This is a genomic window from Streptomyces sp. NPDC006923 (genome assembly GCF_040635655.1).
Classification (GTDB): domain Bacteria; phylum Actinomycetota; class Actinomycetes; order Streptomycetales; family Streptomycetaceae; genus Streptomyces.
The window spans coordinates 218,110-241,149 of the sequence record NZ_JBEYIF010000002.1 but is presented as its reverse complement, the minus strand read 5'-3'; the positions used below and the strand labels follow the sequence as shown (position 1 = coordinate 241,149).

Below are 23,040 nucleotides of genomic sequence, written 5' to 3'. Positions count from 1 at the left end.
GTCTCAGCTCCTCACGGCTGCCACGGGCAGCTTCTCGATCCGGATCGCGGACGCCTTGAACTCCGCCGTGCCCGCGATCGGGCAATTGGCCTCGATGGTGAGCTGGTTGGTGTCCACCTCGTCCGGGAAGTGCATGGTCATGAAGGCCAGGCCGGGACGGAGTCCGGGGTCGACCCAGACGGGCGCCAGGACGGTGCCCCGCCGCGAGCTGACGCGTACCTCCTCGCCCACCGACACGCCGTACCGCTCGGCGTCCTCCGGGCACAGTTCGACATACTCGCCGCGGCGCAGCGGGGAGGCGAAACTCCCGCTCTGCACACCGGTGTTGTACGAGTCCAGCCGGCGTCCCGTGGTGAGCCTGATCGGGTACTGATCGTCCGTCAGATCGACCGGCGGATCGTGCTTGACGATGCCGAACGGCGCGAGCCTGCCGCGCCTGGCGGGATCCGGGTCCCACAGCCGGCCGTGCAGATAGGTGGGTTCGAGCTTCTCGGTGTCGGGGCAGGGCCACTGGATTCCCTGGTGCTCCGCCAGCCGCTCGTACGTCATGCCGTAGTGGTCGGGCGAGACCGAACGCAGCTCGTTCCAGACCGATTCGGCGTCGGCGTACTTCCAGGGATGGCCGAGGCGGCCCGCGAGATCGCAGATGATGTCGATGTCCTCGCGGGCCTCGCCCGGCGGCTCGACGGCCTTGCGCACCCGCTGGACCCGGCGTTCGCTGTTGGTGGTGGTGCCGTCCGTCTCCGCCCACGCGGCGGTGGCGGGCAGCACCACGTCGGCGAGCTCCGCGGTCTTGGTGAGGAAGATGTCCTGCACCACGAGGAAGTCGAGCTCGCGCAGCCGCTGGACGGCCTGCTCGCTGTCCGCCTCCGACTGGGCCGGGTTCTCACCGATGCAGTAGACGGCCCTGAGGTCGCCGGTCTCCATCGCCTCGAACATCTCCGTCAGGGTCATCCCGTAGTGGGGCTGGATGACGGTGTCCCACGCGGTCTCGAACTTCTGCCGGATCGCGGGCTCCAGGATGTCCTGGAAGCCGGGCAGCCGGTTGGGGATGGCGCCCATGTCGCCGCCGCCCTGCACGTTGTTCTGGCCGCGCAGCGGCTGCACACCGGAGCCATAGCGCCCGACGTGCCCGGTGAGCAGCGAGAGATTGATCAGCGCCCGTACGTTGTCGGTGCCGTTGTGGTGTTCGGTGATGCCCAGTGTCCAGCAGAGCTGGGCCCGTTCGGCCCGCGCGTAGGCGTGGGCCAGCTCGCGGATCGCCTCGGCCGGCACGCCGGTCACCTTCTCGGCCACCGCCAGGGTCCACGGCTCGACCTCGGCGGCGTACTCCTCGAAGCCGGAGGTCGCGCGCTCGATGAAGGAGACATTGTGCAGGCCCGCGTGGATGATCTCGCGGCCGACCGCGTGGGCCAGCGGGATGTCGGTGCCGACGTTCAGCCCGAGCCAGCTCTCCGCCCATTCGGCGGTGGAGGTGCGGCGCGGGTCGACGGCGTACATCCGCGCGCCGTTCCTGATGCCCCGCAGCACATGCTGGAAGAAGATCGGGTGCGCGAAACGCGCGTTGGAGCCCCACATCACGATCAGGTCCGTGTGGTCGACCTCCCCGTACGAGGAGGTGCCGCCGCCGGATCCGAAGACCGCGGAGAGGCCGGCCACACTCGGCGCGTGACAGGTCCTGTTGCAGGAGTCCACGTTGTTGGTGCCCATCACCACCCGCGCGAACTTCTGCGCCACATAGTTCATCTCGTTGGTGGCCCTGGCGCAGGAGAACATCCCGAACGCGCCGCGCGCGGCGCGCAGGCCCTCGGCTGCCCGGTCCAGCGCCTCGTCCCAGGTCGCCCTGCGGAACGGGCCGCCCTTCTCGTCCCGCACCATCGGATGGGTGATACGGGCATAGGTCTTCGGCGTGCGGTCTCGCTTCTTCACGGTGCGTTCTCCTCAGGGGTGATGGCCTGCTGCGCCCGCGCCCATTGCATACAGTATTCTGTAGGCGGGCACGCAGCGGAACCCCGTGAACGGGATTGGCTGGTGCCCGCCTGTCGGACGGAGTGTCAGGCGGCGGCGCCCCGGGCCAGCAGGTCCGAGATGGCGTCCACCGTGCGGAGCGTGGGCACCGGCACCCCGGTGATCCCGGCGAGTTCCACGACGGCGGCGAGCAGGACGTCCAGCTCCAGGGGCTTGCCCTTCTCCAGGTCCTGGAGTGTGGAGGTCCGGTGGTCGCCGACCCGTTCTGCGCCGGCCAGCCGCCGCTCGACGGAGATGTCGGGCCGGCAGCCCAGTGCCTCGGCCACCCGCAGGGTCTCCGTCATCATCAGCTCGATGACCTCGCGCGTGGTGCGGTGCAGACACATCTCCCGCATGGTCGCGCGGGTCAGGGCGCTGATCGGGTTGAAGGAGATATTGCCGAGGAGCTTGATCCAGATGTCATTGCGCAACTCGGCTTCGACGGGGCATTTCAGGCCACCCGTCCGCATGGCATCGCTGAATTCCAGACACCGCTCGGAGATCGAGCGGTCCGGCTCGCCGATGGAGAAGCGGGTGCCTTCGAGGTGCCGTACGACCCCCGGCCCCTCAAGCTCCGTCGCCGCGTAGACCACGCACCCGATCGCACGCTCGGGCGGCAGTACGGCGCTGACCGAGCCGCCGGGATCCACGCTCTCGACGCGCTGGCCGTCATGCGGACCGCCGTGGCCGTGGAAATACCACCAGGGGATGCCGTTCTGGGCGGCGATGACCGCCGTCTTGTCCTGGAGCAGCGGCGCGATCAGCGGCCCGCACGCCGCGTAGGAGTTCGCCTTCAGCCCCAGGAACACATAGTCGACCGGTCCGATGTCCTCCGGCCGGTCGGTGGCGTGCACATGCGCGGTGAAATCGCCCCGCGGGCTGTACACCCGGACTCCGTGCTGCCTCATGGCCGTCAGGTGCGGTCCACGGGCGATGAGATGGACGTCGGCGCCCGCTCGGTCGAGAGCTGCTCCGACATAGGCACCGATCGCACCGGCGCCGACAACTGCGACTTTCACTGTGGGACTCTCCGTTCGGTTTGAGGGTCCGAGGCCGTACCGAGGAGGGAGGGAAGGGTCACGCTCTGTGTCGACGATATATTGTCTACAGTATGGAGTTCTGCCCGACAAGGCTTCCGTTCGGTATGCAGTCGGCAAACTCGGTTGAAGATCTTCCCAACCGGTCGGTCGGCTTCTTAGAGTTCGAGACCATGACCCCACCAATCGCCCCCGCCGGCTGGAGTCGCTGGCTGGTGCCCCCCGCCGCGCTGTCGGTGCACCTCTCGATCGGCCAGGCCTACGCCTGGAGCGTGTTCAAGCCCCCGCTCGAATCCGCGCTCGGCCTCTCGGGCACACAGAGCGCCCTCCCCTTCCAGTTGGGCATCGTGATGCTCGGCCTGTCGGCCGCCTTCGGCGGCACGCTCGTCGAACGCAACGGGCCCCGCTGGGCCATGACCGTCGCCCTCTGCTGCTTCTCCTCCGGATTCCTGCTCGCGGCGCTCGGCGCCGCCACCGAGCAGTACTGGCTGATCGTGTTCGGCTACGGATTCGTCGGCGGGATCGGCCTCGGCATCGGCTACATCTCGCCCGTCTCCACGCTGATCAAGTGGTTCCCGGACCGGCCCGGCATGGCCACCGGCATCGCCATCATGGGGTTCGGCGGCGGTGCGCTCATCGCCTCGCCGTGGTCCGCCCAGATGCTGGAGTCGTTCGGCTCCGACAGCGAGGGCATCGCCCTCGCCTTCCTGGTGCACGGACTGGTCTACGCGGTGTTCATGTCGCTCGGCGTCCTGCTGGTCCGCGTTCCCAGGGTTCCCAGGCCGGAGGACCGGCGGGAGAAGGCCCCGGCGGCGACGCCCCCGGCCGGCTCACTGATCTCCACCGCCCAGGTCTCGGCCAGGTCCGCCGTGCGCACCCCGCAGTTCTGGTGCCTGTGGGTGGTGCTGTGCATGAACGTCACCGCGGGCATCGGCGTGCTGGAGAAGGCCGCTCCGATGATCACCGACTTCTTCGCCGACACGGACACCCCCGTCTCCGTGTCCGCGGCGGCCGGCTTTGTCGCCCTGCTCTCCGCGGCGAACATGGCGGGCCGGATCGGCTGGTCCTCCACCTCGGACCTGATCGGCCGCAAGAACGTCTACCGGGTCTATCTCGGCGTCGGCGCCGTGATGTATCTGCTGATAGCGCGGTTCGGTGACTCCTCCAAGCCGCTGTTCGTCATCTGCGCCCTGGTGATCCTGTCCTTCTACGGAGGCGGCTTCGCCACCATTCCGGCTTATCTCAAGGACCTCTTCGGCACCTACCAGGTCGGCGCCATCCACGGCCGGCTGCTCACCGCCTGGTCCACCGCGGGAGTCCTCGGCCCGCTCATCGTCAACTGGGTCGCGGACAGCCAGGAAGAGGCCGGCAAGAGCGGGTCAGGTCTCTACGGACTCTCGTTCACTATCATGATCGGGCTGCTGGTCGTCGGCTTTGTCGCCAATGAGCTCGTCAGGCCCGTCAACCCGCGCCATCACGTTCCCGCCCCGAGGGAGGCAGCAGATGACCACGTCACCAGCGAGCAGCGGCACCACGCCTGAGTCCCGGCGCACCCCTCTGATCGTCTTCGCCTGGCTCTGGGTGGGGGCCCCGCTCGCGTACGGTGTGTATGAGCTGGTCCTCAAGGCCGCACAGCTGTTCACCAGATGATGCGGAGTCTCCAAGCGGCGCCGACGAATCCTGTCGGTTCACCTGTCTCCGTACCGGTGGGTCGCTGACGAGACTGGAGGACTCCTGACGTCGACAGCAGAGGGGGTCCCGGGCATGACCGGCACTCGTATCGCCGCGCTCGGGCACTATCAGCCCGCGAAGGTGCTCACCAACCACGATCTGGCGGCCATGGTGGACACCAGCGACGAGTGGATCAGCAGCCGGGTCGGGATCAGGACCCGTCATGTGGCCGGCCCGGACGAGCCCGTGGACGAGCTGGCCGCGCACGCGGGCGCCAAGGCGCTCGCCGCGGCCGGCCTCACCCCGGCGGACATCGATCTCGTCCTGGTCGCCACCTCCACCGCGATCGACCGCTCGCCGAACACGGCCGCCCGGGTCGCGGCCCGGCTCTCCATGGGCTCGCCCGCGGTGATGGACCTCAATGTCGTGTGCGCGGGCTTCACCCACGCCCTCGCCACCGCCGACCACGCCGTCCGGGCGGGCTCCGCCTCCCGGGTGCTGGTCATCGGGGCCGACAAGATGGCCGGGGTGGCCGACTGGACCGACCGCTCGACCTGTGTGCTCGTCGGCGACGGCGCGGGCGCGGCGGTTGTCGTGGCGACCGGCGCCGAGGAGGAGCCGGGGATCGGCCCGGTGCTCTGGGGCTCGGTGCCGGAGATGGGGCACGCCGTACGGATCGAGGGCACCCCGCCGCGTTTCGCCCAGGAGGGGCAGTCCGTCTACCGCTGGGCGACGACCCAGCTCCCGCCCATCGCGCGCAAGGTCTGCGAGCGCGCCGGTGTCACGCCCGAGGAGCTCGCGGCCGTCGTGCTCCACCAGGCGAATCTGCGCATCATCGAGCCGGTCGCACAGAAGATTGGCGCCGTGAATGCGGTAATCGCCCGAGATGTGGTGGAATCGGGTAATACGTCCGCCGCGTCGATTCCGATGGCCCTGTCCAAACTCGTGGACCGCGGAGAGGTCGAGTCGGGCGCGCCCACCCTGCTCTTCGGCTTCGGAGGCAACCTCTCCTACGCGGGGCAGGTCATCCGTTGCCCATGAAAGCCCTAGCTCTCGGTAGACTGTAGACGATAGCCAATGTCTTGATCCGATCGATACAGTCATTGGCACTGCCGGCCACGAGGGGGACCGACGATGTTGTCCGCAAAATTGGCACAGGGAGCCGTGCCCAAGCTCGAACGACCAGGGCCTCTGCGTGAGCGTGTCTACGAGGCCCTGCTCGAACTGATCACGACCCGGGCGCTGCAGCCGGGCCAGCATCTGGTCGAGAGTGAGCTCGCGGGTCATCTCGGCGTGTCCCGGCAGCCCGTGCGCGAGGCCCTCCAGCGCCTGAACACGGAGGGCTGGGTCGATCTGCGTCCGGCCCAGGGCGCCTTCGTCCATGAGCCGACCGAGGACGAGGCGGACCAGCTCCTGTCGGTCCGTACGCTCCTGGAGGCGGAGGCCGCGAGGCTCGCCGCCGCCAATTCCGGCACGGCGGGAATCGCCGCGCTGGAGGCGCTGTGCGCGCAGGGCGAGCAGTCGGTGGCGGACGACGACGTGGATCTGACGGTCGCCACCAACGCCGCCTTCCATGCCAAGGTGATGGAGCTGGCGGGCAATGTCGTACTGGCGGAGCTGGCCGCCCAGGTGGACCGCCGGGTCCGCTGGTACTACACGCCGGTCGCCCGCCAGCGCGGCAAGCAGTCCTGGATCGAGCACCGGGAGCTGATCGCCGCGATCTCCGCACGGGACGAGCGGCGCGCCACCGAGGTCATGAAGGCGCACACCGAGCACACCCGCACGACCTATCACCAGCGCGAAAAGTCCTGACCCCCGGCGGTGACCGGGGCGCTCCTGGGCCCGTCACCGCACAGCGCGCGGCGGCCGTCCGGTGATCTCCGGTGCGGCCGGCCGCGCCCCCTCCCCTCACGGGCGCCGGCGCCCCCCCTCCGCGCCCGGCTGTCCTGTCCGGCTCCGGCCTCCCGCCACCGGCCCCGGCGCCCCCCTCGGCGCCCGGCCGTCCTGTCCGGCTCCGCCTCCCGTCGCCCATGGGGGGACCCTCGGCTCTTCTTTGTCCTGGGTGTGGAGAAAGTTGGGACAGATTCCCGCGCAACTTCTTCCCACTGCGGTCAAGCGCTGCTACGTTCCCCTCGAAAGCCCGACAACAGAGCCGAGAAGGCGGGGAGGGGCGCGTGAGACGTATGACGGCACGACCCGCGAACGCGCACCAGGCGCGGCTGCTCCGTCTGTTGCGCGACGGCGGCCCCAACTCCCGCGCGCAGCTCGGCGATCAGGTCGATCTCTCCCGCTCCAAGCTCGCCGTCGAGGTCGACCGGCTGCTGGAGACCGGCCTGGTGGTCGCCGACGGACTCGCCGCCTCACGTGGCGGGCGCCGCTCCCACAACATCCGGCTGGCGCCGGCCCTGCGCTTCCTCGGTGTCGACATCGGCGCCACCTCCATCGATGTGGCCGTGACCAACGCGGAGTTGGAGGTGCTGGGGCACCTCAACCATCCGATGGACGTCCGGGAGGGGCCCGTCGCCATCTTCGAGCAGGTGCTCGCGATGGCGGCCAAGCTCAAGGTCTCCGGTCTCGCGGACGAGTTCGACGGTGCCGGGATCGGGGTGCCGGGACCCGTCCGGTTCCCCGAAGGCGTCCCGGTCGCGCCGCCGATCATGCCGGGCTGGGACGGCTTCCCGGTACGGGAGGCGCTCAGCCAGGAGCTCGGCTGCCCGGTCATGGTCGACAACGATGTGAATCTGATGGCGATGGGCGAGCAGCACGCGGGCGTCGCACGCTCCGTGGGCGACTTCCTCTGCATCAAGATCGGCACCGGCATCGGCTGCGGGATCGTCGTGGGCGGTGAGGTGTACCGGGGCACGACCGGCAGCGCCGGTGACATCGGCCATATCCAGGTCGAGTCGGACGGCCGCGCCTGCGCCTGTGGCAACAGAGGCTGTCTTGAGGCGTACTTCAGCGGCGCCGCGCTGGCCCGCGACGCCGAGGACGCCGCCCGTACCGGACGCTCACCCGAGCTGGCGGGCCGGCTGGAGACGGCCGGCCGGCTCAGCGCGGTGGATGTCGCCGCAGCCGCGGCCGCCGGTGACGAGACCGCGCTCGACCTGATCCGCGAGGGCGGAAACCGGGTCGGCCAGGTCATCGCCGGACTGGTCAGCTTCTTCAACCCGGGGCTTGTGGTGATCGGCGGCGGGGTCACGGGCCTCGGCCACACACTGCTCGCCAGCGTCCGTACCCAGGTCTACCGGCAGTCCCTGCCGCTGGCCACCGGCAATCTGCCCATCGTCCTGGGCGAGTTGGGACCGGCCGCCGGGGTCACCGGCGCCGCCCGGCTCATCAGCGACCACTTGTTCTCGCCGGCCTGACGCCGGTGGCGCACCACGCGCACGAGCCGCACCACCGCACCAACGCATCACCTGTGAGAACCGCACCACCGCACCAACGCACCACCTGTGAGAACGCTCCGAACGCACCGCCCGCACGAGCCGCACCACCCGCACCAACGCACCACCATCACAACGCCTTACGCGCACGAGCCGCACCACCTGCACGAGCCGCACCACCTGCACGAGCCGCACCACCTGCACGAGCCGCACCACCTGCACGAGCCGCACCACCTGCACGAGCCGCATCACCGCACCCGTACGACCGCGTCACCCGCACGCGTACGACAGCTCCGCCGCACCTGGTCCCGCCCTGCATCCGTCCACCCTGCCCTGTTCTGCCCTGCCCGCTCAACGGCCGCATCCGCCGAGGGGATACGCCATGGCACCAGCACCACCCGAAACCCTTCTGCTCACCATGTCCGGTATCACCAAGACATTCCCCGGTGTCCGCGCCCTCGACGGTGTGGACCTGGAGGTCCAGGCGGGCGAGGTCCACTGCCTGCTCGGCCAGAACGGTGCCGGCAAGTCCACCCTCATCAAGGTGCTCGCCGGGGCCCACCAGCCCGACGGCGGTGTGATCACCTGGCGCGGCGAAGCGGTCACGCTCAAGTCGCCCATCGCCGCCATGCGGCTCGGTATCGCGACCATCTACCAGGAACTCGACCTGGTCGAGGGCCTGTCGGTCGCCGAGAACATCTTCCTCGGACACGAGCCGACCACCGCGGGCTTCGTGGTCAAGGGCCGGGAGGCCAGGTCGGAGGCGACCGCGCTGCTCAAGCGGCTCGGCCACCCCGAGATCCAGGCACACCGGCCCGTCGGATCGCTGTCCGCCGCCCAGCAGCAGATCGTCTCCATGGCCCGCGCCCTCTCCCACGACGTGCGGCTCATCGTGATGGACGAACCGTCCGCGGCCCTCGACCCCGACGAGGTCGACAACCTCTTCCGTGTCGTCGGCACACTCACCGCCGACGGTGTGGCCGTCATCTACATCTCCCACCGGCTTGAGGAGATCCGGCGCATCGGCGACCGTGTCACCGTCATCAAGGACGGACGCACCGTGGCCGTCGCGCTGCCCGCGAAGGAGACGCCGACCCGCGAGGTCGTCGCCCTGATGACCGGCAGGAACGTCGAGTACGTCTTCCCCGAGCGGCCCGCCGCCGACACCGGCGCCGCCCGCGCCGAGCCCGTGCTCCGGGTCGAAGGACTCGCCAGGGAAGGGGAGTTCGCCCCGGTCGACCTCGAACTGCGGCCCGGCGAGATCGTCGGTCTCGCGGGGCTCGTCGGCTCCGGGCGCTCCGAGATCCTGGAGACGATCTACGGTGCGCGCAGGCCCACCGCCGGCCGTGTGCTGGTCGACGGCACCCCGCTGCGGCCCGGCAGCGTCCGCGCCGCCGTCCGCGCGGGCCTCGGGCTCGCCCCTGAGGAACGCAAGGCGCAGGGCCTGCTGATGCTCGAATCGGTCACCCGCAATGTGTCGGTGTCGACCCTTTCCCGCTTCTCACGGGCCGGCTGGCTGGACCACGCGGCGGAGCGGAAGGCGGCCCGGACGGCCACCCGGGAGCTCTCGCTGCGGCCCGACAATCCGGAGGCGCGCATCCGCACCCTCTCCGGAGGCAACCAGCAGAAGGCGGTCCTCGCCCGCTGGCTGCTGCGCGGCTGCCGGGTCCTGCTGCTCGACGAACCGACTCGCGGTGTCGACGTCGGCGCGCGCGCCGAGCTGTACGCCGTGATCCGCAGGCTGGCCGACGAGGGCCTGGCCGTACTTCTCGTCTCCAGTGAGGTCCCCGAAGTCCTGGGCCTCGCCGACCGGGTGCTGGTGCTCCGCGAGGGCCAGGTCGTCCACCGGGCGCCGGCCCAGGAGCTCGACGAGCACCGTGTACTCGACCTTGTGATGGAAGGGAGCCCGACGCCATGAAACAGCCTGCCTCCGAGGCACAGCAGGGCGGGCCCGACGCGGCAGCCGCCGCCGAGCCGCACACGCCGCCCGCGCAGTCCGGCACGGCCGACAAGTCCCAGGACGGGAAGGGCGGCCGGCGACCCCTCGGGCTACGTCTGGACGTCCGTAACCTCTCCCTGCTGGGTGTGCTCCTCGCTCTGGCCGTCGTCGGTGGAATCACCAAGCCCGATCAGTTCCTGGACACGAACAACCTCCAGCTCATCCTCACCCAGGCGTCGGTCATCGGTGTGGTCACCGTCGGCATGACGTTCGTCATCACCAGCGGCGGTATCGACCTCTCGGTCGGCGCGATCGTGGCACTGTCCTCGGTGTGGGCGACCACACTGGCCACCCAGGAGTTCGGCTTCGCCGGCATTCTCTTCACGGCCGTCCTCGTGGGTCTGGGCTGCGGTCTGGTCAACGGGCTGCTGATCGCGTACGGCGGGATGGTGCCGTTCATCGCGACACTCGCGATGCTCGCCTCCGCCCGGGGCCTGGCCCTCCTGATCACCGACGGCCAGACCCAGATCGTCACCGTGCAGTCGGTCCTCGACCTCGGTGTACGCGACTCGTACATCCTGGGGATCCCGCCGCTGGTGCTGGTCTTCGCGGCCGTCACGGTCATCGGCTGGCTGGTGCTCAACCGCACCACCTTCGGCCGCCGCACCGTCGCGGTCGGCGGCAACGCGGAGGCCACCCGCCTCGCCGGTATCGATGTCCGCAGGCAGCGGCTCTACTTGTACCTCCTCTCGGGTCTCTGCTGCGGTATCGCGGCCTTCCTGCTGGTCGTGCTGGCCGGCTCGGGACAGAACACCAACGGCAACCTGTACGAACTCGACGCGATCGCCGCGGCCATCATCGGCGGCACGCTGCTCAGCGGCGGCCGGGGCACCATCGTCGGCTCCGTACTCGGTGTGCTGGTCTTCACCACCATCACCAATATCTTCGCGCTCAACAACCTGCAGAGCGACGTCCAGCAGATCGCCAAGGGCGCGATCATCGTCGCCGCCGTACTGGTCCAGCGCCGCACCGCGCGCAACGGCGAGGCCTGACCTCGCACCACCCGCACCGCCATCCGTTGTACCGCCCTAACTGAAGGGTTGAACCGTCATGCCAGAAACCAGCCGCAGAGGACTGCTCTTCGGCACCGCCGCCATCTCCGCGGGTGCCTTCCTCACCGCCTGTACCAGCAATGAGCCCGACACGAAGGAGACCGCGGCCAACTCCCAGCCGGCGGCCGACGACGCCAAGCCGGGCAAGCCCGTCACCATCGGTTTCGCGGGTCCCCAGGCCGACCACGGCTGGCTGAACGCCATCAACGAGCAGGCCAAGGCGCGGGCCGGGACATACTCCGAGGTGACGCTGGAGGTCACGGAGGGCTCCAACGACACCGCTGCTCAGATCGGCCAGGTCGACACGCTGATCAACAAGAAGGTCGATGTCCTGGTGATCCTGCCGGCCGACGGCAAGGCGCTCACCCAGGCCGGTCTCAAGGCGATGCGCGCCGGGATCCCCGTCATCAACCTGGACCGGATCTTCGCCACTCCGCAGGCGTACCGCTGCTGGATCGGCGGCGACAACTACGGCATGGGTCTCAACGCCGGCAACTACATCGGCGAGAAGCTCAAGGACAAGCCCAACGCCAGGGTCATCGAGCTGGCGGGGATCGACAACCTGGAGCTGACCCGGCAGCGGACCAGGGGCTTCGACGACGCCCTGAAGAACTTCCCGAACATCAGGAAGGTCGCCCGCCAGGCCGCCGACTTCACCGTCGAATCGGGTCAGGCGAAGATGGCGCAGCTCCTCCAGGCGCAGCCCAACTTCGACGCGATCTGGAACCACGACGACGACCAGGGCGTGGGCGCGCTGCGCGCCATCGACCAGGCGGGCCGGGACGGCTTCCTGATGGTGGGCGGCGCCGGGGCCAAGTCCGCGATGGACGCGATCAAGGCCGACAACAGCGTCCTCAAGGCCACCGTCCTCTACCCGCCGACCATGGCCGCCTCAGCCATCGACCTGGCGCGTGCGCTGGGCCAGGCCAAGGGCATCAGCGGGATCGCCGAAGCGGAGATCCCGACCCAGGTCACCGTGTTCTCCGCCGTGGTCGACAAGGAGAACATCGACCAGTACCTCCCCACGGGCTTCAACTGACCGGCCCTGTCGCGTCCGCCCCCACCGAGCGAGAGACGAGGAGTACTCCGTATGACCCCCAGGGAAGCGTCGGAGAAAGAGGCCGGTGCACCGCCGACACTCGGCATCGGCATGGTCGGATACGCGTTCATGGGCGCCGCCCACTCACAGGGGTGGCGCACGGCGGGACGTGTCTTCGACCTGCCGATGCGGCCCGTACTCGCCGCTGTCTGCGGCCGTGACGCGGACGCTGTCCGCGCCGCGGCGGACAAACACGGCTGGGCCGCCGCCGAGACCGACTGGCGGGCGCTCATCGCTCGCGACGATGTGCAGGTGGTCGACATCTGCACACCCGGGGACAGCCATGCGGAGATCGCCATCGCCGCGCTGGAGGCGGGCAAGCACGTCCTGTGCGAGAAGCCCCTCGCCAATTCGGTGGCCGAGGCCGAGGCCATGGTCAGAGCGGCCGAGGAGGCCAGATCACGCGGCCAGCTCGCCATGGTCGGCTTCAACTACCGCCGGGTGCCGGCCATCGCGTACGCCCGCAAGCTGATCGAGGAGGGCAGGCTCGGCACACTGCGGCACGTGCGGGTCAGCTATCTCCAGGACTGGCTGGTCGACCCGGAGTTCCCGCTCACCTGGCGGCTCAAGCGTGAGCACGCGGGCTCGGGAGCGCTGGGCGACCTGGGGGCGCACATCATCGATCTCGCGCAGTTCCTGACGGGGGAGCCGCTGACCGGGGTCTCCGCGCTCGCCGAGACCTTCGTCAAGGAACGGCCGGTGCTGAGCGGGGCGTCGGCCGGGCTCTCGGCGACCGGCGGCGGCGAGTCGGGCCCGGTGACCGTGGACGACGCGGCGCTCTTCAGCGGCCGGCTCGCCTCGGGCGCGCTGGCCTCCTTCGAGGCCACCCGGATGGCCTCGGGCCGTAAGAATGCGCTCCATCTGGAGATCAACGGCGAGCGCGGCTCGCTCGCCTTCGATCTGGAGCGCCTCAACGAGCTGTCGTACCACGACCACACCGAGCCCGCCCCGTCGTCCGGCTTCCGCCGGATCCTGGTGACGGAGCCGGAGCATCCCTATCTGGAGGCGTGGTGGCCGCCGGGTCACGCGCTCGGTTACGAGCACACCTTCGTCCACCAGGCCCGCGACCTGGTCGAGGCGGTCGCCGCCGGGACCGACCCGGCGCCGTCCTTCGCCGACGGGCTCCAGGTGCAGCGGGTGCTGGCCGCGGTGGAGGACAGCGCCGCGAAGAATTCCGTGTACACGCCCGTGCCGCCGCCGTCCGGAATTCACGCTTCAGGAATTTGAGCTCAGGAGGTCCGAATGCCACGTCCGTTCACGCTGTTCACCGGCCAGTGGGCCGATCTGCCCCTGGAGGAGGTGTGCCGGCTCGCTCGTGACTTCGGTTACGACGGTCTGGAACTCGCCTGCTGGGGCGACCACTTCGAGGTAGACAAGGCGCTCTCCGACCCGGGATATCTGGACAGCCGGCACCAACTGCTCGACAAGTACGGGCTGAAGTGCTGGGCGATCTCCAACCACCTGGTGGGACAGGCCGTCTGCGACAACCCCATCGACGAGCGCCACCAGGGGATCCTGCCGTCCCGGATCTGGGGCGACGGGGAGCCCGAGGGCGTCAGGCAGCGCGCCGCCGCCGAGATCAAGGACACCGCGAGGGCCGCCGCCGCGTTCGGTGTCAACACGGTCATCGGGTTCACCGGCTCCTCGATCTGGCATCTCGTCGCGATGTTCCCGCCGGTGCCGCCGGGCATGATCGACCGCGGGTACGAGGACTTCGCGGAGCGCTGGAACCCGATCCTGGACGTCTTCGACGCCGAGGGTGTGCGTTTCGCGCACGAGGTCCATCCCAGTGAGATCGCGTACGACTACTGGACCACGCGGCGGGCGCTGGACGCGGTCGACAACAGGTCCGCGTTCGGGCTGAACTTCGACCCGAGTCACTTCGTCTGGCAGGACCTGGACCCGGTCAACTTCCTGTACGACTTCCAGGACCGGATCTACCACGTCGACTGCAAGGAGGCGCGCAAGCGCCTCGACGGCCGCAACGGCCGGCTCGGCTCGCATCTGCCGTGGGGCGACCCGCGGCGGGGCTGGGACTTCGTGTCGGCGGGCCATGGGGACGTGCCGTGGGAGGACGTCTTCCGGATGCTGCGGTCGATCAAGTACGAGGGACCCATCTCGGTCGAGTGGGAGGACGCCGGCATGGACCGCCTGGCGGGAGCGCCCGAGGCCCTGGCAGACCTGAAGCGCTTCGACTTCGACGCGCCGACGGCGTCCTTCGACGCGGCGTTCGGGGGCGGGGAGTAGGCCCCGGCGGCCGGGAGCGGAGTGGGGTGCGGGCGCCGGGGGCCCCGCACCCCCTTCCCCGCGCCGCCACGCCCGCCCCCTGCCGCCACGTCCGCCCCCCCGCCGACCGCCACCAAGATAGGGACCCCCGCTTTGTCCTGGGGCAGGAAAAAGTTCAACTTCCTCAGTGCGCAAGGTCTTTCGGTCCCGGACGAACCGAGCTACCGTCCATTGAGATGTACAGGTCATAGGTGGTCACCGATGTGACGGCGCACGTCGGTGACGCAGCCACCTTCCCCGGGCCGGTGCGGGACGAGCACCACCCGGGAGGCGAGCGCGGCACTCCGCGCTCCATGGCAACCCGCACGTACGAACAGCCCATTGTGGAGGACTTTCGTGCACAGAAAACGCCCCAGAGCCAGATCCCTCCTCGCACTCCTGACGGGCGCGCTGCTCGCCGGAGCGAGCCTCAGCGCCGTACCCGCAGCCGCTCATGACCCCGAGACACCGGCCGCGGAGGAGAGCTTTCAGCAGGTGACCCTCGCGAAGGGCGCCGACGAGGTGGGCGAGCCGATGTCGCTCGCCGTCCTGCCGGACCGGCAGGTGCTGCACACCTCGCGTGACGGCACGCTGCGCATCACCGACGCCGCCGGCGCCACCAAGGTGTCCGGCACGCTGGAGGTCTACAGCCACGACGAGGAGGGCCTGCAGGGCGTCGGAGTCGACCCCGACTTCGCCGAGAACCGGGCGATCTACCTCTACTACGCGCCCAAGCTCAACACCCCCGCCGGCGACGCCCCGGAGAACGGCTCCGCGGCCGACTTCGCGCCGTTCGACGGTTACAACCGGCTCTCGCGCTTCACGCTGAACGAGGACGGCACACTCGACAAGGCGAGCGAGAAGAAGGTCCTCGACGTCGCCACGTCCCGTGGCACCTGCTGCCATGTCGGCGGCGACATCGCCTTCGACGCCGACGGCAACCTGTATCTGTCGACCGGCGACGACACCAACCCGTTCGCCTCCGACGGCTACACGCCGATCGACGAGCGTCCCGACCGCAACCCGGCGTTCGACGCCCGGCGCACCTCGGGCAGCACCAATGACCTGCGCGGCAAGATCCTGCGCGTCAAGGTCGCCGAGGACGGCTCGTACACCATTCCCGAGGGCAACCTCTTCGCGCCGGGCACCGAGAAGACCCGGCCCGAGATCTACGCGATGGGCTTCCGCAACCCGTTCCGTATCTCGGTCGACCAGAAGACCGGTGTCGTCTACGTGGGCGACTACGGCCCCGACGCGGGCTCGGCCTCGCCGCCCCGGGGGCCTGGCGGCCAGGTCGAGTTCGCCCGGGTGACGGAGGCCGGCAACTTCGGCTGGCCGTACTGCACCGGGAACAACGACGCCTTCGTGGACTACGACTTCGCGACCGGCACCTCCGGTGCGGCGTTCGACTGCGACGCGCCCAAGAACACCTCCCCGCACAACACCGGTCTGGTCGACCTGCCGCCCGCGCAGCCCGCGTGGATCCCGTACGACGGTGGCAGCGTGCCCGAGTTCGGCTCCGGCTCCGAGTCCCCGACGGGCGGCCCGGTCTACCGTTACGACGCCGACCTGGACTCCCCGGTGAAGTTCCCGGAGTCCTACGACGGCGACTTCTTCGCCGGCGAGTTCGGCCGCCAGTGGATCAAGCGGATCGAGCAGGGCGAGGACGGCACCGTCAGCAAGATCAATGACTTCCCGTGGTCCGGCACCCAGGTCATGGACATGGAGTTCGGCCCCGACGGCGCGCTCTATGTGCTCGACTACGGCCTCTCCTGGTTCGGCGGTGACGAGCACTCCGCGGTCTACCGCATCGAGAACATCACCGGCGGACGGTCACCGGTCGCCGCGGCGGCCGCGAACAAGACCTCCGGCAAGTCGCCGCTGAAGGTGACCTTCTCCTCGGCGGGCACCCAGGACCCGGACGGCGACCCCGTCACCTATGAGTGGGACTTCGGCGACGGCACCTCGTCGACCGAGGCCAACCCCGTCCACACGTACAAGAAGAACGGCACCTACACCGCGAACCTCACCGTCTCCGACGGGACGGGCCGCACGGGATCCGCGTCCGTGCACGTGGTCGTCGGCAACACCGCGCCGAAGGTGACACTGGAACTGCCCGCGGAGGGCACGCTCTTCAACTTCGGTGACACGCTGCCCTTCAAGGTCACGGTCACCGACCCCGAGGACGGTGCGATCGACTGCTCCAAGGTCGTCGTCCGTTACATCCTGGGCCATGACAACCACGGCCACCCGATCACCTCGGCGAGCGGCTGCGAAGGCACCATCACCGCTCCCGCCGACGCCGAGCACGACCCCAACGCCAATATCTTCGGTGTCATCGACGCCGAGTACACCGATGGCGGAGGCGGCGGCCAGGCGGCGCTCACCAGCCACGACCAGGCGCAGTTGCAGCCCCGTCACCGGCAGGCCGAGCACTTCAACAACTCCTCCGGCATCAGGACCTACGACAAGGCGAGCGCCAACGGCGGCAAGACCGTCGGCGACATCAACAACGACGACTGGATCTCCTTCTCGCCGTACAACCTGAAGGGATCCAAGACGCTCACCGCCCGGGTCTCCTCCGGCGGCGCGGGAGGATTCCTGGAGGTGCGCACGGGCTCCGCCACCGGCAACCTGCTGGGCTCCGCGCCGATCCCGGTCACCGGTAGCTGGGACGTCTTCCAGGACATCGACATACCGCTGCGGTCCGTCCCGGCGAAGACCACCGAGCTGTTCCTGGTCTTCAAGGGCGGCGACGGCGCTCTGTACGACCTGGACGACTTCCAGATCTCCACGGCCGTGCCGGGCAGGACCGAGAAGCGGGTCCTGGTCTTCTCGAAGACCGCCGGCTTCCGCCACGACTCGATCCCGCAGGGCACCGCCGCGCTCAAGGAGCTGGGCAAGACCACCGGGATCACCGTCGACTCCACCGAGGAGGCCGGCCAGTTCACCACCAACAACCTGGCCCGGTACGACGCGGTGGTCTTCCTCTCCACCACCGGTGACGTCCTCAACGCCGACCAGCAGAAGGCGTTCGAGAACTACGTCGCCACCGGCGGCGGGTACATGGGTGTGCACGCCGCCGCGGACACCGAGTACGACTGGTCCTTCTACGGTGGTCTGGTGGGCGCCTACTTCGACTCCCACCCGGCGATCCAGTCCGCCACCGTGCGGGTCGAGGACCACGACCACCCGGCCACCGCCCACCTCGGCGACGAGTGGCAGCGCACTGACGAGTGGTACAACTACCGCACCAACCCCCGTACGCAGGCCAAGGTCCTCGCCACTCTGGACGAGACCACCTACCAGGGCGGCAACATGAAGGGCGATCACCCGATCGCCTGGTGCCAGACCTACGGCGGCGGTCGCTCCTTCTACACCGGAGGCGGCCACACCAAGGAGTCCTACGCGGACGCGCCCTTCCGGGAGCACCTGCTCGGCGGGCTGCGCTACGCGGCCGGCCAGGTCAAGGCCGACTGCAAGCCCGACACCGGCTACCGGGACATCTTCAACGGGAAGAGCCTGGCCGGGTGGAAGCAGGCAGGACCGGGCAAGTTCAACGTCGTCGACGGCGAGCTGCGCTCCGAGGGCGGTATGGGTCTGCTCTGGTACCAGGCCAAGGAGCTGAAGTCCTACTCGCTGAAGCTCGACTGGAAGCTGGCCGGGGACGACAACACCGGTGTGTTCGTGGGCTTCCCGGCCTCGGACGACCCGTGGTCGGCGGTGGACAAGGGGTACGAGGTGCAGATCGACGCCACCGACGCGGCGGACCGCACCACTGGCTCCGTCTACACCTTCAAGTCGGCCAACATCAAGGCCAGGGACCAGGTTCTGCGGCCCCCGGGGCAGTGGAACAACTACGAGATCCGGGTCCAGGGTGAACGTCTCCAGATCTTCCTGAACGGCGTGAAGATCAACGACTTCACCAACAGCGACCCGGCGCGCAGCCTGGCCGACGGGTACATCGGCATCCAGAACCATGGTGCCGACGACCAGGTGTCCTACCGCAACATCCAGCTCAAGGAGCTGCCCGCCTCCTAGAAACCACTAGGAGGGGCGGCCCGTCAGACGACGGCGGGCGGGGAGGCGCCGTACCCCCCGCCCGCCGTCCACCACCCCATCACCGGCAGGGAGGCAGCCCGTGACGACGGTCACCAAAGAATCGACTGCAGTACGCACCGGAGTCTGGTTCGTCGGAGCGCGTGGCTCCGTCGCCACCACGGCCGTCGCGGGATGCGCGGCGGTCACCGCCGGGCTCCACCCCGCGACGGGCATGGTCACCGAGACCGCGCCCTTCGCGGAGTCGGGCCTCCCCGCTCTCTCCTCACTCGTCTTCGGCGGACACGACACGGCGAGCTGCCCCCTGCCCAAACGGGCCGAGGAACTGACCGCGGCCGGTGTGCTGCCGCACGGCCTGGCCCCGGCGATCGGCGCCGAACTGACCGCCGCCGACCAGGAGATACGGACCGGCGGCCCGCAGCAGGGCGACACCAGGAGCGACGAGGAACTCATCGCCGCCTTCGCCGGCGACATCAGGGACTTCGCGCGCCGCACCGGGGTCGCGCGCGTGGTCGTCGTCAATGTCTCCTCCACCGAGGCCCAGCCGGCGCCGGACGACCCACGGCTGCCCGCCAGCTCGCTGTACGCGGCCGCCGCCGTCAGGGCCGGCTGCCCCTACGTCAACTTCACCCCGTCCACCGGGCTGCGCACCGCAGCCCTCACCGCCGCCGCCGAGGCCGCCGGACTTCCCCACGCCGGCCGCGACGGCAAGACAGGCCAGACGCTGCTCCGTTCCGTGCTCGCTCCCATGTTCGTCCAGCGGGCCCTGACCGTACGCGCCTGGTCGGGTACGAACCTGCTGGGCGGCGGGGACGGAGCGGCGCTGGCCGACCCGGCCGCCGCGGCGGCCAAGAACGCGGGCAAGGAACGCGTCCTCGCCGACACCCTGGGCAGCGCCCCCGAGGGCGAGGTCCACATCGACGACGTCCCCGCGCTCGGCGACTGGAAGACCGCGTGGGACCACATCGCCTTCGACGGTTTCCTCGGCTCCCGGATGATCCTCCAGACGATCTGGCAGGGCTGTGACTCGGCGCTCGCCGCGCCGCTCGTCCTCGACCTGGCCCGGCTGGTGGCCCGCGCCCATGAGGCCGGGCTGAGCGGGCCCCTGCCCGAACTGGGCTTCTACTTCAAGGATCCGGACGGCGGCCCGGCCGCGCTCGCCGAACAGTTCGACGTGCTGCTCACCTTCGCCGACCGGCTGAAGGAGACCCGGTGACGCTGCGCGCCTGGGCCGAACTGCTGCGGGTGTCCGCCCTGTTCACGGTCCCGGGCGACGCCCTGGCCGGGGCGGCCGCCCTCGGGGCGCGCCCCAATCGCGGCACCGCGCTCGCGATGGGCGCCTCGCTCTGCCTCTACGAGGCGGGCATGGCGCTCAACGACTGGGCGGACCGGGAAGAGGACGCCGTCGACCGCCCGCACCGCCCGATCCCTTCGGGCCGTGTCTCCCCGCCGGCGGCGCTCACGGCGGCGGGCGCCCTGACCGCCGCGGGCCTCGGCCTCGCGGCGCTGGCGGGCCGCCCCGCACTGGCGGTGGGCACGGCGCTGGCCGCCACCGTCTGGGCGTACGACATCCACCTCAAGCACACCCCGGCGGGCCCGCTCGCCATGGGCGCGGCCCGGTCACTGGACCTGCTCCTGGGCGCGACCGCCACATCGGGCCGGGGAGACACCGCGCGGCCGGGCGGTGCGCGGCACCCGGCCGTGGCCGGGCGCGGCCCGGACCGGTGGAGCGGTGCGCGCACCGCGCTGCCCTCGGCGTCGCTGCTCGGGGCGCACACCGTCGCCGTCACCACCGTCTCCCGTCACGAGGCGCAGGGCGGATCGACGGCCGCGCCGCTCGCCGCGCTCGCGGCCACCGCCGCACTGGGCGTCGCGGCCGGCCGCCGGCCCGCGTCCCCGGTCCCCGCCGCGCACCGGCGCACCGGGCCAGGCGCCCCGGCCGTCGCGGGGGCGCTCGCCGCCGTCTATGTGGGGACCGCCGCACGGCCCCTGCTGCACGCGGCGCTCAATCCGTCCCCGCCGCTCACCCAGCGCGCCGTCGGCGGCGGGATCCGCGCGATGATCCCGCTCCAGGCGGCGCTCGCCGCGCGCGGCGGGGCGGCCGGTGTCGCACTCGGCGTCATGGCGCTCGTACCCCTCGCCCGCGCACTCGCCAGGAAAGTGAGCCCGACATGAGCCTGCGTTTCGGCTACGGCACCAACGGGCTCACCGATCTGCGGCTCGACGACGCGCTCCGGCTGCTCGCCGACCTCGGTTACGACGGGGTCGGACTGACGCTCGACCATATGCATCTCGACCCCATGGCCCCCGAACTCGCCGCGCGCACCGGGCGGGTCGCGACGCTGCTGGCGGAGCTGGGACTCGGCGTCACCGTCGAGACCGGCGCGCGGTATGTACTCGACCCGCGCCGCAAACACGGGCCCTCGCTGCTCGACCCGGACCCCGAGGGCCGCGCTGCCCGCACCCGGCTGCTGATCACGGCCGTCCGGGTCGCCGCGGACCTGGGCGCGTACGCCGTGCACTGCTTCAGCGGCATCACTCCGGCGGGCACCGACACCGAGACCGCCTGGAAGCGGCTCGAAGAGGCGCTCAGCCCGGTCCTCGACGCCGCGGAAGCCGCCGGCGTGCCGCTCGCGGTCGAGCCTGAGCCGGGCCACCTCGTCTCCGACCTGGCCGGCTTCCACCAGCTCAGAGAGCGCCTCGGCGACCCGGGACCGCTCGGCCTCACCCTCGACATCGGCCACTGCCAGTGCCTGGAGCCGGCCCCGCCCGCCGACTGCGTCCGGGAGGCCGCGCCCTGGCTGCGGCATGTGCAGATCGAGGACATGCGGCGCGGTGTCCACGAGCACCTCCCGTTCGGGGAGGGCGAGATCGACTTCCCGCCCGTGCTCGACGCGCTGGCCGCCACCGGATACCAGGGACTGACCGTGGTCGAGCTGCCGCGCCACTCGCACGCCGGGCCCGAACTGGCCCGCACCTCCCTGGACTTCCTCCGTACGAAGGGAGCACCGGCATGACCCCCACCCGCGAGGAGCTTTCCGCACGGCTCGACCCGGCCGCCAGATCCTGGCTCGACACCGCCCTCGCCGGGGCCAGGGCCGGCGAAGGAGCCGACAACGTTGCCTTCGCCCCCTGGGAGCTGAGCTTCGCCGCCGCCGGACGCCACTGCGGGCCGTCCGCCGACACGGTCGACTCCGTACGCGTCCTGTTGCTCCAGGAGGCACGCGCCGACCTCGCCACCCTCACCCGGCTCTACCACCGGGGCACCGCCGCCGAACGCCGCGCCGTCCTGCTCGCCCTGCCCCGCCTCGTCCCGGGCCCCGACGCGCTGCCGCTGACCGAGGACGCCCTGCGGACCAATGACACCCGGCTGGTCGCCGCCGCCGTGGGCCCCTACGCGGCGGCCCACCTCGACGCGCACGCCTGGCGGCACGCCATCCTCAAATGCCTCTTCACCGGAGTGCCGCTCGACGCCGTCGACGGCCTGCCGGAGCGTGCCCGCGGAGATGCCGAACTGGCCCGGATGCTGGCCGACTTCGCGGCCGAACGCACCGCGGCCGGCCGCACCGTACCCGCCGACCTGCACCACGCACTGAACCTGACCGGCGAGGAGTCCTGATGCGCATCTTCGACCCCCACATCCATATGACCTCCCGCACCACGGACGACTACCAGGCGATGTACGCCTCCGGAGTCCGCGCCCTCGTCGAGCCCTCCTTCTGGCTCGGCCAGCCGCGCACCTCGCCCGAGAGTTTCTTCGACTACTTCGACGCGCTGCTCGGCTGGGAGCAGTTCCGCGCCGCCCAGTACGGCATCGCCCACCACTGCACGCTCGCCCTCAACCCCAAGGAGGCGAACGACCCGCGCTGCACGCCGGTCCTCGACGAGCTGCCCCGCTATCTCGTCAAGGACTCCGTCGTCGCGGTCGGCGAGATCGGCTACGACTCCATGACCCCGGCCGAGGACACCGCGCTCGCTGCCCAGCTCCAGCTCGCCGCCGACCACGGCCTGCCCGCGCTCGTCCACACCCCGCACCGCGACAAACTGTCCGGCCTGCGCCGCACCGTCGACGTCGTACGCGAATCCGCGCTCGCCCCCGACCGGGTCGTGCTCGACCATCTCAACGAGACGACCGTCAAGGACGCCGCGGAGAGCGGAAGCTGGCTCGGCTTCTCCATCTATCCGGACACCAAGATGGACGAGGACCGCATGGTCGCCGTCCTCAAGGCGTACGGCACCGAGAAGGTGCTGGTGAACTCGGCGGCCGACTGGGGCAAGAGCGACCCGCTCAAGACCCGCAAGGTCGGGGACGCGATGCTCGCCGCCGGCTTCAGCGAGGACGACGTCGACCAGGTCCTGTGGCGCAACCCCGTCGCCTTCTACGGGCTCAGCGGCAGACTCCAGCTCGACGTCCCCGCCCCGGAGGCCCTCCACGAGGGCAACTCCATCCTCCGCGGCGGGGAGTGAG

General features: G+C 70.4%; 18 protein-coding genes. 16 read left to right on the top strand and 2 right to left on the bottom strand.

All coding sequences use genetic code 11. The features are described from left to right. Positions 1-3: 3 nt before the first annotated feature. Together ABZ707_RS04410 and ABZ707_RS04405 are read right to left on the bottom strand one after the other, a co-directional pair. A complete protein-coding gene (locus ABZ707_RS04410; protein WP_360167546.1) occupies positions 4-1,929 on the bottom strand; it encodes a molybdopterin-dependent oxidoreductase in 1,926 nt (641 codons plus the stop codon). Between the two features lie 125 nt (positions 1,930-2,054). Next, entirely contained in the window at positions 2,055-3,026 is a 972-nt protein-coding gene (locus ABZ707_RS04405) for a 2-dehydropantoate 2-reductase (RefSeq protein ID WP_360167543.1), read from the bottom strand. A 191-nt stretch (positions 3,027-3,217) separates the two neighbouring features. On the opposite strand from ABZ707_RS04405, the gene ABZ707_RS04400 reads away from it, so the two are divergent. The 16 genes from ABZ707_RS04400 (at position 3,218) to ABZ707_RS04325 (ending at position 23,039) form a co-directional block, all read left to right on the top strand. Then, a complete protein-coding gene (locus ABZ707_RS04400; RefSeq protein ID WP_360167540.1) occupies positions 3,218-4,585 on the top strand; it encodes an OFA family MFS transporter in 1,368 nt (455 codons plus the stop codon). Further along, positions 4,548-4,694 carry a hypothetical protein gene (locus ABZ707_RS04395; RefSeq protein WP_360167537.1) on the top strand — a complete coding sequence of 49 codons (147 nt, stop codon included), beginning with the start codon at positions 4,548-4,550 and terminating at the stop codon, positions 4,692-4,694. Before ABZ707_RS04400 ends, ABZ707_RS04395 begins: the two co-directional genes overlap by 38 nt. 114 nt (positions 4,695-4,808) lie before the next feature. Then, entirely contained in the window at positions 4,809-5,756 is a 948-nt protein-coding gene (locus ABZ707_RS04390) for a beta-ketoacyl-ACP synthase III (RefSeq protein ID WP_360167534.1), read from the top strand. A gap of 93 nt (positions 5,757-5,849) precedes the next feature. After that, positions 5,850-6,527, top strand: a complete 678-nt coding sequence (locus ABZ707_RS04385; protein WP_360167531.1) for a GntR family transcriptional regulator — start codon at positions 5,850-5,852, stop codon at positions 6,525-6,527. Positions 6,528-6,898: 371 nt separating this feature from the next. Next, a complete protein-coding gene (locus ABZ707_RS04380; protein WP_360167528.1) occupies positions 6,899-8,080 on the top strand; it encodes an ROK family transcriptional regulator in 1,182 nt (393 codons plus the stop codon). Between the two features lie 400 nt (positions 8,081-8,480). Next, positions 8,481-10,016, top strand: coding sequence for a sugar ABC transporter ATP-binding protein (locus ABZ707_RS04375; RefSeq protein WP_360167525.1), 1,536 nt, complete (start codon positions 8,481-8,483; stop codon positions 10,014-10,016). Further along, on the top strand, positions 10,013-11,089 hold the full coding sequence (locus ABZ707_RS04370; RefSeq protein ID WP_360167522.1) for an ABC transporter permease: 1,077 nt from the start codon (positions 10,013-10,015) through the stop codon (positions 11,087-11,089). The genes ABZ707_RS04375 and ABZ707_RS04370 overlap by 4 nt, the downstream gene beginning before the upstream one ends. Positions 11,090-11,147: 58 nt before the next feature. Further along, positions 11,148-12,188, top strand: a complete 1,041-nt coding sequence (locus tag ABZ707_RS04365) for a substrate-binding domain-containing protein (protein WP_360167519.1) — start codon at positions 11,148-11,150, stop codon at positions 12,186-12,188. A gap of 51 nt (positions 12,189-12,239) precedes the next feature. Continuing rightward, positions 12,240-13,475: a Gfo/Idh/MocA family oxidoreductase gene (locus ABZ707_RS04360; protein ID WP_360167516.1), complete on the top strand. Its 1,236-nt coding sequence runs from the start codon at positions 12,240-12,242 to the stop codon at positions 13,473-13,475. A 15-nt stretch (positions 13,476-13,490) separates the two neighbouring features. Continuing rightward, positions 13,491-14,495, top strand: a complete 1,005-nt coding sequence (locus ABZ707_RS04355; protein WP_360167513.1) for a sugar phosphate isomerase/epimerase family protein — start codon at positions 13,491-13,493, stop codon at positions 14,493-14,495. A 375-nt stretch (positions 14,496-14,870) separates the two neighbouring features. After that, positions 14,871-18,554 (top strand): ThuA domain-containing protein, encoded by a 3,684-nt coding sequence (locus ABZ707_RS04350; RefSeq protein ID WP_360167510.1) that lies wholly within the window; start codon positions 14,871-14,873, stop codon positions 18,552-18,554. 100 nt (positions 18,555-18,654) lie between these two features. After that, positions 18,655-19,788: an inositol-3-phosphate synthase gene (locus ABZ707_RS04345; protein ID WP_360167507.1), complete on the top strand. Its 1,134-nt coding sequence runs from the start codon at positions 18,655-18,657 to the stop codon at positions 19,786-19,788. Continuing rightward, positions 19,785-20,747 carry an SCO3242 family prenyltransferase gene (locus ABZ707_RS04340; RefSeq protein ID WP_360167504.1) on the top strand — a complete coding sequence of 321 codons (963 nt, stop codon included), beginning with the start codon at positions 19,785-19,787 and terminating at the stop codon, positions 20,745-20,747. The genes ABZ707_RS04345 and ABZ707_RS04340 overlap by 4 nt, the downstream gene beginning before the upstream one ends. Continuing rightward, entirely contained in the window at positions 20,744-21,589 is an 846-nt protein-coding gene (locus ABZ707_RS04335) for a sugar phosphate isomerase/epimerase family protein (RefSeq protein ID WP_360167501.1), read from the top strand. Before ABZ707_RS04340 ends, ABZ707_RS04335 begins: the two co-directional genes overlap by 4 nt. Continuing rightward, positions 21,586-22,191, top strand: a complete 606-nt coding sequence (locus ABZ707_RS04330) for an EboA domain-containing protein (protein ID WP_360167498.1) — start codon at positions 21,586-21,588, stop codon at positions 22,189-22,191. The genes ABZ707_RS04335 and ABZ707_RS04330 overlap by 4 nt, the downstream gene beginning before the upstream one ends. Beyond that, positions 22,191-23,039, top strand: coding sequence for a TatD family hydrolase (locus tag ABZ707_RS04325; RefSeq protein WP_360167495.1), 849 nt, complete (start codon positions 22,191-22,193; stop codon positions 23,037-23,039). The genes ABZ707_RS04330 and ABZ707_RS04325 overlap by 1 nt, the downstream gene beginning before the upstream one ends. The last annotated feature ends 1 nt before the right edge of the window (position 23,040 follow it).

Excerpts from the sequence above, each read along its gene's own strand:
- ABZ707_RS04400 (WP_360167540.1), top strand. The coding sequence starts at position 3,218 with ATGACCCCACCAATCGCCCCCGCCGGCTGGAGTCGCTGGCTGGTGCCC.
- ABZ707_RS04395 (WP_360167537.1), top strand. The coding sequence starts at position 4,548 with ATGACCACGTCACCAGCGAGCAGCGGCACCACGCCTGAGTCCCGGCGC.
- ABZ707_RS04390 (WP_360167534.1), top strand. The coding sequence starts at position 4,809 with ATGACCGGCACTCGTATCGCCGCGCTCGGGCACTATCAGCCCGCGAAG.
- ABZ707_RS04385 (WP_360167531.1), top strand. The coding sequence starts at position 5,850 with ATGTTGTCCGCAAAATTGGCACAGGGAGCCGTGCCCAAGCTCGAACGA.
- ABZ707_RS04380 (WP_360167528.1), top strand. The coding sequence starts at position 6,899 with ATGACGGCACGACCCGCGAACGCGCACCAGGCGCGGCTGCTCCGTCTG.
- ABZ707_RS04375 (WP_360167525.1), top strand. The coding sequence starts at position 8,481 with ATGGCACCAGCACCACCCGAAACCCTTCTGCTCACCATGTCCGGTATC.
- ABZ707_RS04370 (WP_360167522.1), top strand. The coding sequence starts at position 10,013 with ATGAAACAGCCTGCCTCCGAGGCACAGCAGGGCGGGCCCGACGCGGCA.
- ABZ707_RS04365 (WP_360167519.1), top strand. The coding sequence starts at position 11,148 with ATGCCAGAAACCAGCCGCAGAGGACTGCTCTTCGGCACCGCCGCCATC.
- ABZ707_RS04360 (WP_360167516.1), top strand. The coding sequence starts at position 12,240 with ATGACCCCCAGGGAAGCGTCGGAGAAAGAGGCCGGTGCACCGCCGACA.
- ABZ707_RS04355 (WP_360167513.1), top strand. The coding sequence starts at position 13,491 with ATGCCACGTCCGTTCACGCTGTTCACCGGCCAGTGGGCCGATCTGCCC.
- ABZ707_RS04335 (WP_360167501.1), top strand. The coding sequence starts at position 20,744 with ATGAGCCTGCGTTTCGGCTACGGCACCAACGGGCTCACCGATCTGCGG.
- ABZ707_RS04330 (WP_360167498.1), top strand. The coding sequence starts at position 21,586 with ATGACCCCCACCCGCGAGGAGCTTTCCGCACGGCTCGACCCGGCCGCC.
- ABZ707_RS04325 (WP_360167495.1), top strand. The coding sequence starts at position 22,191 with ATGCGCATCTTCGACCCCCACATCCATATGACCTCCCGCACCACGGAC.